Annotated in this window: 9 protein-coding genes; 3 read left to right on the plus strand and 6 right to left on the minus strand. The window is 39.1% G+C overall.

Translation table 11 applies throughout. The annotated features are described in order from the left end of the window. Nucleotide 1 precedes the first annotated feature (1 nt). Both V6R21_RS07030 and V6R21_RS07035 read left to right on the plus strand, forming a co-directional pair. Entirely contained in the window at nt 2-547 is a 546-nt protein-coding gene (locus V6R21_RS07030; protein ID WP_334242126.1) for a SiaB family protein kinase, read from the plus strand. 71 nt (nt 548-618) lie between these two features. After that, entirely contained in the window at nt 619-999 is a 381-nt protein-coding gene (locus V6R21_RS07035; protein WP_334242128.1) for a DUF1987 domain-containing protein, read from the plus strand. 49 nt (nt 1,000-1,048) lie between these two features. On the opposite strand, the gene V6R21_RS07040 is transcribed toward V6R21_RS07035, so the two are convergent. From V6R21_RS07040 to V6R21_RS07050, 3 genes are read right to left on the minus strand one after another with little or no spacing between them, the layout of a single operon-like run. Further along, nucleotides 1,049-1,744, minus strand: coding sequence for an N-formylglutamate amidohydrolase (locus tag V6R21_RS07040; RefSeq protein ID WP_334242131.1), 696 nt, complete (start codon nt 1,742-1,744; stop codon nt 1,049-1,051). Further along, nucleotides 1,741-2,970, minus strand: coding sequence for a glutamate-cysteine ligase family protein (locus V6R21_RS07045; protein ID WP_334242132.1), 1,230 nt, complete (start codon nt 2,968-2,970; stop codon nt 1,741-1,743). The genes V6R21_RS07040 and V6R21_RS07045 overlap by 4 nt, the downstream gene beginning before the upstream one ends. Beyond that, the gene (locus V6R21_RS07050) at nt 2,942-4,441 is read right to left on the minus strand and encodes a RimK family protein (RefSeq protein ID WP_334242134.1); all 1,500 of its coding nucleotides are present in this window, start codon (nt 4,439-4,441) and stop codon (nt 2,942-2,944) included. The genes V6R21_RS07045 and V6R21_RS07050 overlap by 29 nt, the downstream gene beginning before the upstream one ends. A 498-nt stretch (nt 4,442-4,939) precedes the next feature. Here V6R21_RS07050 and V6R21_RS07055 point away from each other — a divergent pair, with 498 nt between their 5' ends. Then, a complete protein-coding gene (locus V6R21_RS07055) occupies nt 4,940-6,529 on the plus strand; it encodes a tetratricopeptide repeat protein (RefSeq protein ID WP_334242136.1) in 1,590 nt (529 codons plus the stop codon). Nucleotides 6,530-6,607: 78 nt separating this feature from the next. Here V6R21_RS07055 and V6R21_RS07060 read toward each other — a convergent pair whose 3' ends face one another. The 3 genes from V6R21_RS07060 to V6R21_RS07070 form a co-directional block, all read right to left on the minus strand. Next, a complete protein-coding gene (locus V6R21_RS07060; protein ID WP_334242138.1) occupies nt 6,608-8,524 on the minus strand; it encodes an outer membrane protein assembly factor BamB family protein in 1,917 nt (638 codons plus the stop codon). Between the two features lie 280 nt (nt 8,525-8,804). Then, a complete protein-coding gene (locus V6R21_RS07065) occupies nt 8,805-10,136 on the minus strand; it encodes a peptidoglycan DD-metalloendopeptidase family protein (RefSeq protein ID WP_334242140.1) in 1,332 nt (443 codons plus the stop codon). 23 nt (nt 10,137-10,159) lie between these two features. Continuing rightward, nucleotides 10,160-10,546, minus strand: a complete 387-nt coding sequence (locus V6R21_RS07070) for a BlaI/MecI/CopY family transcriptional regulator (RefSeq protein ID WP_334242142.1) — start codon at nt 10,544-10,546, stop codon at nt 10,160-10,162. Nucleotides 10,547-10,800: the final 254 nt, after the last annotated feature.

The following is a 10,800-nucleotide window of genomic DNA, read 5'->3' on the forward strand; positions in this document are numbered from 1 at the left end:
AATGGCTATAAATTTTGGTTTTCCATTTACGGGAGTTACTTCTGACAGCATAATGGTCTATTATAAAGGGTCTTTTGGAGAAGAAGTATTGACAAGTGTTGGTACAAGTCTCCGAAAACACTTTGAAGAAGCTCCAAAATTGGGACGTTCAGCATTTGCGTCTTTTGTTGAAATGGCCCAGAACATATCATTGTATTCGGCTGAGAGAAATATCTTTTCTGCCGACCAAAAGAGTAATGGTGTTGGATCTTTCTTGGCAGAAGACCTAGATGATCGAATTCGAGTGACAGCGACCAACCTTGTAAATGAAGAGCAACAGGCAGAAGTGTTGCGAAAGGTCAAAAAGGTGAACGAGATGGAGCTTAAAGACTTGAAGTTGTGGAGAAGGGAAATCCTGAAAAACCCTCCAGAAAAGGAAGGACATCAGGGTGGAGGTATCGGTTTGCTTGAAATAGCATTGAAATCAGGCTCACCGATTGAAGCCGAAATTTCATATGTGAATAATGAATTCGCATTCCTTTCACTTTCTGTGTACTTGAATAAGTAATAGTGCCGATTTACACAAGTTAAGTGACATATAATCTAATACATAGCAAACAGGATCAAACGAACGTTTTTATGGAATGGCTTGAAAACTATAAAGAAGGAGTCTACAGACCTAACATATATTTTGATAAGGAAAATGGAATTTGTACTGTAAAAGGGGAGTCTTTTATGGAAAATGCAGCTCAGTTTTATAAGGAACTGTCCAATTGGATTGAGCAGTCATGCACTGAAAATATATTGCAAACCCTTCGTTTCGAAATGGAGTATTTCAATTCAAGTTCTGCAAAAGGCTTTAGGGTGATGATGCAGAAGATTCATCAGATTCAAATTGATGGATATGGCTTAAAAGTCCTTTGGTGCTTTCCGGAAGAGGATGACAACGATATGGAGATGGAAGGCGAAGATTTGATTGAGGATACAGCAGTAGAAATGGAACTATTGCAAATGGCTTAATCAGCAACAACCATAACCCCTTCAGGTCAAGTTACCTGAAGGGGCTTTTTTAGGGTTTTACCCAATTGGAAAGTGTTTCAGTGAGTACTTTCTTAATCTCCATATCCATAGTATTATGCTTGCTGAACTTTTGATTGACTTCCAATTCCACCCCTAGATAACCTTTAGGGTACTTTTTTCTGAGGTATGTTGTCAATCCGTCAGCCGTACCAAGGTAGGGGTAGTTCATTCTTACTTTAAACCTTGGGTTTAGGGCATTGATATGTTGTTTCCATTCCATCGCCCAACTTTTTTCCAATTCCTTTTTGGGATCATAAAGCAACCCGATATCCGCAGTGCGAATACGTCCATTCAGTATTGGAGTAAAAGAATGTACAGAAAGGTGAAGCACCTGATAGCTTTGGTTGATTAATCTGGACACTTCATGTTCAACCTTGTTTCTGTAAGGCAAGTAATACTGCTCAATAATCAGTTGCTTTTCCTTTTGATCAAGTAGAAGGGTAAAAGGGGAAAACAACTGTGTATGATGTAAAGAACGATTTAACTCAATCAAAAGGCGCGAAGTGGTTGAAGAGAGTGCAAAGGTGTGGTCAATATGTTCAGTCAAGAACTGGAACAGGTCAAGAGCACCTAAGTCATACCCCTTGTGGGATTTCAACACTTCTCTTTTTTCCATAAACAGTGTCTGATAAGCATGAGGGATTTGGTTTCCCCCATGCTCACAGGTAATGATCAGCGCTTTCATCCAAAGATGCGGTTTTCAGACAGGCAAGTAGCAAGTTCATTGAAAACCTCCTTGATGCGGGCTTCGTCAGGTTGCATACCTACTGCTTTGGAAATACGTGTAGCTAAAGACCCTTTTGTAAAAATATGCTCCAACACCTCTTGCATCTCAGGTGCCAATCTTGAGCCCACTTTATCATAAAGGTGCATCCAGATAGCAGAAGCTTTGAGTGCCATTGCCTTTATGCCAAATAGCGCAAGGAAAGCTTCATCCCTGATAATCGCATTTTCACCTTCCTTAATCACTTTCAGGAAAAGTTCTTTAAGCCTTTGCTCATCCCATGACTGTTGAACGATTACATTGGACCATGTCTCTTCAACCATGACCTTCAATGACTCAACAATCAGCGCTGCAATGGCGATGTCAGCGGCAGGACACTCCTGCAAGTCAATAACCCTGATCTCAATAGCACCGCGGTCAAAGCGAGCAATAGCACCACGCGAGTTTAGGAAGTGGTGATCTGTAACCCCTTCCGTATCAAATGGCTTAATGGCTTCAATGATCGGCTCGAAGATCTGCTTGTGATAACTGGCTTTATCAAAAACCTTTTCAGGAACCAGTGCACCTGTCAGAATAGGTATACGCAATTGGTTCTGTAAATATGCATGCATTCGGGTATCCTTGTAGCCTGTATATTGACCATCCAATATGGGCGAACTTGCTGAAAGTGCAGGTATAATTGGTAGTAATACCCTGATAGCAGCATGTAGTTTTCCGAATTCTTCATCATTGGCAAAAGGCAAGTTGATATGCATACTTTGCAGGTTTGACCAACCATGACCACGGCAGTCAAAAATGCGGTTGTAAAGTGCATAGATCTCGTTGTATTCATGTTGCCAAAGTTGCGTTTCCGAATCTGGGTCCATCAACGGGTGTACGGCTGTCGGCATCAGTTGGGCTTGCAAAGGAGCAAGTCTTTTGTTGATATCTGTAACCTGCTGATGGAACAGTTGTGACAGTCCGTTCAGAGACTTGACAGGTTGAGCCGTTTTGAGCTCTACCACATGTGCTACTAACTCGTTGGACCAATCGATATCACCACATTCAATATCTGAAACATAGCTTCCTACACGGTTATGGAAAAGCTGATCTACCACAGGTGTTACCTTGAGGGAAGATTTGTCCACCACCATATATTCCAGTTCGATGCCTGTTACCTCAAACAAGCTGTACTTTTTGTTTGCCATTCTTAGCAACTGATATTTTATCTTCTATTTTATTTTTAAGTGACTGCATTATCAGCAGATATAGCTCATCCTTGAGCAGGAAGTCTTCAACGCCCGCATCAATACTTGGGTTGTCGTTGACTTCAATAATAATAGGCTTGCCATTTACCTCTTTGACATCCACTCCAAAGAGGCCATCCTTGGCAATCAGGGAACAGGCTTTTAGAGAAACCTCCAGTATGTCTGCAGGAACTTCTTCTGCTGGAACACAATCAAAATCCCCTTCTTTTTCCTGCTTCGTACGGCTGTTCCAGTTATAAATCTGCCAATGTCCTTTAGCCATATAGTAACGGCATGCATAAATGACTTTGCCATCCAATACACCAATTCTCCAATCAAAGTCAGTGTAGGCATACTCCTGAGCAATGATCAGGTCTGATTCCTTGAATAATGCTTTCAAGGTAGCCTCCAACTCTTCTTTGGTCTTTACTTTTTTTACCCCCAATGAAAAGCTCGAGTCTGGTAGCTTCAGTACACATGGCAATCCAAGGGTAGGAATAATGTCCTTCTTGTTCCGTTGGTGTACAATCATGGTCTTCGGCTGCGGAATATTATTGACCGTCAGCAGTTCTGCCAGGTAAACTTTGTTGCTGCATTTCATGATGGCATCAGGAGAGTCGATCACCACGATACCTTCTGATGCAGCACGCCTTGCGAAACGGTAAGTTTCATCGTTGACGTTAGTTGTTGTCCGTATAAACAGTGCATCAAAAGCGGACAACCTGTTGAAATCCTGTGGCTTAATGATTTCTACAGCAAACCCGATCTTGGCAGCCATATTGGTAAACTTCTGCAACGCCTCTTTATTTGATGGCGGTGAAGGATCCTTGTCATTGATAAGGATTGCCAGATCGTAGATAGAGCTATCTTCTTTAGGCATCACATAACGTTTGCGGGCAAAGTACTCACGGGCAAACTGTTCTACATATGGAAGATGGTCTTCTGGAATATCATTTAGAGCAATGGTTCTGACGTTTTGCAGTATCCATTCCTCTTTGCTTTTAACAAACTTTGCTCTCAGCAATGGCACTTGTAGGTGCTTGTGCAGCTCACGGCAAAGCTGTACGTATTGCTTGGCTACGTTTTGTCCAAAGTAAACACTCAACTCAAACTCATTGGACTTGATCTTTTTCAGTTTTTGCTGAATCAAGTCATATAGAGAATCCGATATTACCCTGACTAAAGCACGTGCTTCAACGTCAATAATATTTTTGACATCAGGTAACGGTTTATGTCCACGGGCTTCTGCCAACAGAGAGACATAATATCCTTTTGATTGATAGCTGTAATCTTTGCACAGGTTGAAAATCCGTACGTTTTTCAGCATTGAATAACGATTGTCAGTCAGGTAATCTTTTGGTGCAATAATATCCACTCCCTCGATGCCAAACTTCCACTGCTTAGGATTGTCAACAACAATAATTTTTCTCATTTGAAATATTGAGATATAGGACATTAGCTTGAAGGCACACAAGTCAAGGTGGCCTTTTTACTATGTACTTAAACTATATATTTATAAACTAAAATGGTAATGGAGAGGCAGGGCAAAACCAGTCTTTACAGTTTGCCTGTCTTTGGTTGGAGACTCATTGGCACAAATCCCATGTGCAGGAGTCTACGGGGCGGTTTCAATGGTGAATACCTATAGGTGATTCAGTTGTTATAATGGAAAAATGGTCATTCCGCTATCCGGAATCAAACAACCTTTTCGTGTCTCTGTTTTCGGGAGCGAATTTATAAAAAGGAATGAGATTGCAAGCTTTTTTTAAGTTTTTTATTTCATCTAGGAATAAGTTTTGCTTTGAGTCAATAAAAATCTGTACGACAATTGAATACGCAGCGTTATTGTTGATATTTTTAAACCCTGAAATAAACCCAACATCCAATGGTTTTCACCATTATAATTTCATCTACTAATTTTTTTAGCCTTATGGAGCGAAATAGTAAACCCATTTTATTGGTACTGTTATTCTTTCTGAACTTTAACTTTTTGTTAGCCCAAAGTACTACGTCAGAAATCAATGAACTTTTAAGAAAAGCAAAGCAGGGAGATGTTTTGATTCAGTTCAGTTTAGCAGGATTGTATCATTATGGTCAAAATGTTAGTCAAGATTATAACAAAGCCCACTACTGGTATCGTAAAGCTGCTGAGCAGGGACATGCCTTAGCCCAATTTAATTTAGGGCAAATGTTATACAAAGGTATTGGGATTGACCAAGACTATGAAAAGGCATTTTACTGGTATAAAAAAGCAGCTGAGCAAGGGCACACATTGGCTCAATATAGTATGGGAGATATGCTATATACAGGAACTGGTGTCAGTCAGAGTTATGAGCGAGCATTTTATTGGTATCAGCAATCTGCTCAAAAAGAGCATACGCTTGCCCAGTTTAGTTTGGCAACAATGTATGAACAAGGTTTACACGTTGAGCAAAATTATAAAGAGGCTTTTAAATATTATAAAAGCTCAGCCGAAAAAGGGTATGTACTTTCCCAATATTATCTGGGAACAATGCTCTATGATGGAAGAGGCACCAAGCAAAATGAAGAACAAGCATTTTATTGGTTTAAAAAGTCTGCAGAACAGGGAGATGTAGACGCACAGTTCTATATAGGCTGGATGTATAGCCAAGGAGAAGGCGTCGGAAAAAATGTTGAACAAGCTGCTTATTGGTTTAATCAGGCAGCGAAACAAGGTGATGCAGAAGCACAGTATCACTTGGGGCAAATTCATTTCCTTGGAGAAGGAGTCCAAAAGGACTATAAGCAGGCGTTTTATTGGATTAATAGGTCGGCAGAACAAGGTAATGTAGACGCTCAATATAGCTTAGGTTTAATGTATTATGAGGGGAATGGAACAGACAAGAATTATAAGCAAGCATTGGAGTGGTTTCAGAAAGCAGCCAATCAAGGCAATATAGATGCCCAGTTTTATACAGGTTGGATGTATAGTGAAGGAGAAGGTACCCAGAAGGATTATCAGCAAGCTGTCTATTGGTATGGTAAGTCAGCGGAGCAGGGTGATGCCAATGCACAGTATAACCTTGGTCTTATGTATTATAAGGGAGAAGGCATTTTACAGGACTATAATCAAGCATTTGAATGGTTTAAAAAAGCTGCTGAGCAAGGTGATGAAATAGGTCAATTCTATTTAGGATGGATGTATGGGGAAGGAGAGGGTACAGATATTAACCATCAGCAAGCGCATTACTGGACTAAAAAAGCAGCAGAGCAGGGAGATGCTAATGCTCAATATAATTTGGGTGTGATCTATTATAAAGGTGAAGGCGTTTCAAAGGATTATCAGCAAGCATTTCATTGGTTCAGAAAGTCTGCCGAACAAGGTTATTCAGATGCCCAATATGATTTGGGAGGGATGTATTTTTTGGGAGAAGGAGTTTCTAAGAGTTATCAGGATGCAGCCTTTTGGTTTAAGAAATCTGCAGATCAAGGGAATAAGGAAGCTTTACATAGCTTAAGTGAATTAAAAGAACAGGGGCTTAAAGCGAGCTTTGAATGATCTTATTTCAGAATGATGGAACATAAAAAAATCCTTGGACCATTATAGTCCAAGGATTTTACCTAACTCTTTATAATCTTATTTCAGGTTGAAAACCTTAAGTGTATTATCGCTTGATGAAAGCAGCGTACCTGTTTCGTGGTCAAGCATATAAATTACTTTTCGGTCATCTCCAAAAACAAAACGGCTATTTTCTTCACCTGTATTTTTGTTGATTTTCACGAGTTCTAACACATCCCCTGACTCCGCTTTAGTTCCAGACAAGAAGTAAGCTGTATTCTTGTCAGCGATTGGAAGACCTCTCATCTTAGATTCTTTTTTCAGCTTACGATAAACTTCATATTGAGCAGCTGAAACAGCTCCCAAAGCTTGCGCATTTTGAGAACTCATAAACAGTCCACCGCGTGCTATTTCCTCTCCATTTTCGTCATTAACTACTACTTCAGTTGACAGGAGACCTCCAATAATATTACTGGAAAGTAACGCTGTTTTAAGTAGTACGTCGGTTTTAAGCTGTTTGAAATATTGATGATATTTTACATTTCCATTTTTGTCCATGAAAACATATTCATGATTACCAGTAACGAAGTAACCGTTTTCTGTAGGTTCAAAACCTGTAATTTCTTTAGGTTCTTCAATTTCTAGTTTAAGGCTTTCCAGTTTTTTCTCAACAGCATTAGGGTCAAAGAAGTAGAACTTTTTTCTGTCCAGAATAGCAACCTTGTTGTTAGCATCATCAAAAGCAATCATTGATTCAAAACTTATACTTCTGTCTCTCCAGATTTTTTTGCCAGTTTCTTTGTCAAAGAGTCCAACATTGCCGCCGCTATAGATAAAAAGACCTTTTGCGTATTCTTTCTTGATTGTATACCCTTCTGTTTCCTCATCCATATCCAGCTTTAGAGGCTTTTTCCAAGCTTCTTTACCGTCTTCTAGATTTACCAGCATAATTTTGTTGCCATAGAAAACTTCGTACCCTTTTTCTGTGAATGATACATCGTTGATGTAGTTAGCCTCAAAATCTTTCTTCCACTTATTTTCTCCAGTTTTGAAATTATAAATGTTGATGCCTGACTTGTGAATAGCCATAAACTCATCATCGTTGACTATGCGATGTTTTACAAAGTTACTTTCCAACTTGACAGCCTTCTTCCAAAGCTCAGTTCCATTGGAAAGGTCAAGAGCCATGATCTTCTTGCTTAGGTTGCTACTATTAATAGTAACACCAGGCATGGAAGAGGAAGCTTGAACTACCAATACAATATCTTGCTTGTTGTTCAGGAAGAAATAACCAGGTTTAACTTCAGAAGTCCACTTTGTAGTACCCGATTTACCATCAAGCAACAAAAGGTTTTTGCCCTCTTTGTAGAGGATGTCGCCATGGGCAGTTGCTTTAGGAGTTGTAGGGGAAGCAAATGACATATCAGTTACGGCATTAAGCATTTTGCCTGCCAGTCCATTTTCTTTCAGGGTAATGTCCCATACGATTTCGTGGCTTTTAAGGTCAATGCAATAGAGTTTAGTGTTGCCATCAGCACTCAGTACTTTAAGAAGCAATGTATAAAGCTCTGGGACAATGTCATGACCAAGGATGTTTGTGTAATCATGTTTTCCTTCTCCCATTATGACCTTGCCTGAAGCTACATTTACTAAGGCTTTGTTGATTGAAACATAAGGAGTAAATGGGATTTCTTGAAAAGCTTCTTTAACCAATTCTTCAGTTCCAGTACTTACACCCGCCAAGCTAGCTACATTGTTGACTTTTTTAAGGGCTTCATTAGCTGCAGATTTTTCCAATTGCCACATTGGTTGCTGATCTACTACATTGATGCCATAATAATACTTGCTTGTTTCTACTACAGGAACACCAGTAAAAGAATGTTTGAAAATTTGTTTTACTGAACCTTCAAGTTGAAACTCCCAGTCTGGAGCTGTTTGAGAAAATGTATTGAAGACAGTAAGAAAAAGAGTAAAAAATAATAGTAACTTTTTCATGGTACTTATTAGATAAATAAAAAATTATAAGCGATGAAACTTAATGAAAAAAACGTAAAGATTATATAAAAAATGCAATTGCAAATATAGATGATACTTGAACAGTTACAACATGTTATTGTGATATAACCTTAAATTTATCTGTGATTTAAATATTAGTAATGTTGTTCTCTTGAATAGATTTATACTTGAAAAGTGCAATTTTTTAAATGAATAATTACAAAAAATAAAGAGCCCCGATTTTCAAGTGAAAATGGGGCTCTTTTATAATAACTTGGGGTTATTTATCTCCTAAATAATCGGCTGGATTTACATGTTTACCATCCTTCATAACCTCATAGTGTAGGTGTGGAGCTGTAGATGCACCACTGCTACCAACAAGTCCAATAACTTGTCCTTTTTTTACCTTTTCTCCCTCTTTTACTTTAATCTCGCTAAGCTGCGCATAAAGTGTGGAGAAAGTCTTGTCATGGTCAATGACGATATAGTTGCCGTAACCTTTTTTCTCTGTAGCAAAGTTGGTCTTTTTGATAATGCCGTCAGCAGTGGCTTGCACAGGTACGCCAGCTTTTGTGGCAAAGTCAATACCCCTATGGAATTTCTTTTCTTTTAGAATAGGGTGGAGGCGCATGCCAAAAGCAGAAGAAAGCCTGACCAAATAACCATCTTGTATTGGCGAAATAGAAGGTGGATTATCTATTGCTCTAGGGATCGCATTAGTTGGGATTGGAACTACTGTGGCAACCGTGGCGGTAGAATAATCTGTAAATAGTAGGGTAACGCCTACTACAATAGGCAATGCAATAATTAGTTTCCATAGGGAAACACTATTTTTAGTATTCATTTTAATTAATCTCTTTTTAAGTGTTGAACTGTGAAAGCCATTGCCCAGTCCAAGGTATTGGCTGGTTTCAGTAAGTAATAACTGTTGGTAAAGCAGCTTGTCAGTACCGTTAGACAGTACGATGGCATCGGCAAGGAACTCATGGTTGTCCTGTATGGCTTTGATATGAAAGAAAACAAAAGGGTTGAACCATAGCCATGCAGCCAGCAATTTTGAAAGAATGACATCAGCAGTATGCAGCTGGTTTGTGTGACATTGTTCATGACGTAGGATTTCTGAAATACCCGCATCCGTACATCGGGATTCGGGTACAAAAATCCATTTTCCCCATGAGAATGGCGGAAGAACTTCAGGCAGAAGGATAACTTTCGTGCCCTTCAGAGAGGCAAGCCTTCCCTTGTTACGAAGCTTTAATATCTGAAAAGTACCTGCTGTCATCCGGAAGATTTGAACAGCGACACCAGTTAGGTACAAAAACATCAACCAAGGAAGCGACCTGCCTCCATCATGGGAAATGTCTTGCGACCAGCCTTCTGTTTGAAGGTTGTCGGTAAATACATTTCCATTTGGAAGCAATGTTATTGGCTCAGCAGGTAAGCTTACTGATACCAAGGGAACTAGAAATGAGATGCCCAAAGAAAAGAGCAGGTATATACGGTTCCACTGAAAAGCGGATGATTGTTTGAGTAATACCCAAAAAAACAGGTAAAAGATAACCTGACATCCGCTTACCTTCAGCAGGTAATAAGAAAGTGCTGTAAACGTCATAAGATTTGCCTGATTTAAGCAGCCTACTGGTCTCCGGCAGCTTTTCTTTTTTCAATTTCCTGTTCTACAATACTCTTAATTTCTTCAAGTTCCTTCAAGTCCATTTCCTTGTCACCTGCAAAAAAGGAAGCGAAGCCTTTCAGTGAGTTGTTGAAAAAGTTTTTCACCATACCACTGAAGTGCGTCTTGAAATAAGCCTCCTTGCTTACGGCAGGATAATACTCGTTTACTTTTCCATAGGTGTTAAAACCTATAAACTGTTTTTTGACCAATACTCTAATGACAGTGGATACCGTCGTATAAGCAGGTCTAGGTTCTGGTAGCTTTTCCACAATGTCTTTTAGGAAAGCCTTGTCCAGCTTCCATAATACCTGCATGATTTGTTCTTCCGCTTTTGTCAATTCTTTCATGCTTCAAATGTATGACTATATTTATAGTAATACAACTATTACTATAAATATAGTTATTAATGAGTTTGAAAAAACTTTAATTGCAAGCGTAAAACTGATAACAGATTTGATCAATTACTAATGGAAGTTTATAGGAGTAGATATTTAGATTATTTCATGTAACATTGTATGTAATTATTAATGGAAACTTTCATTCAATATTTTTTTGATACAGAAAACAACCAGCAGACGGAAGTCTCACTTTTATAAAACCA

It is taken from the genome of Limibacter armeniacum, assembly GCF_036880985.1.
Classification (GTDB): Bacteria; Bacteroidota; Bacteroidia; order Cytophagales; family Flammeovirgaceae; genus Limibacter; species Limibacter armeniacum.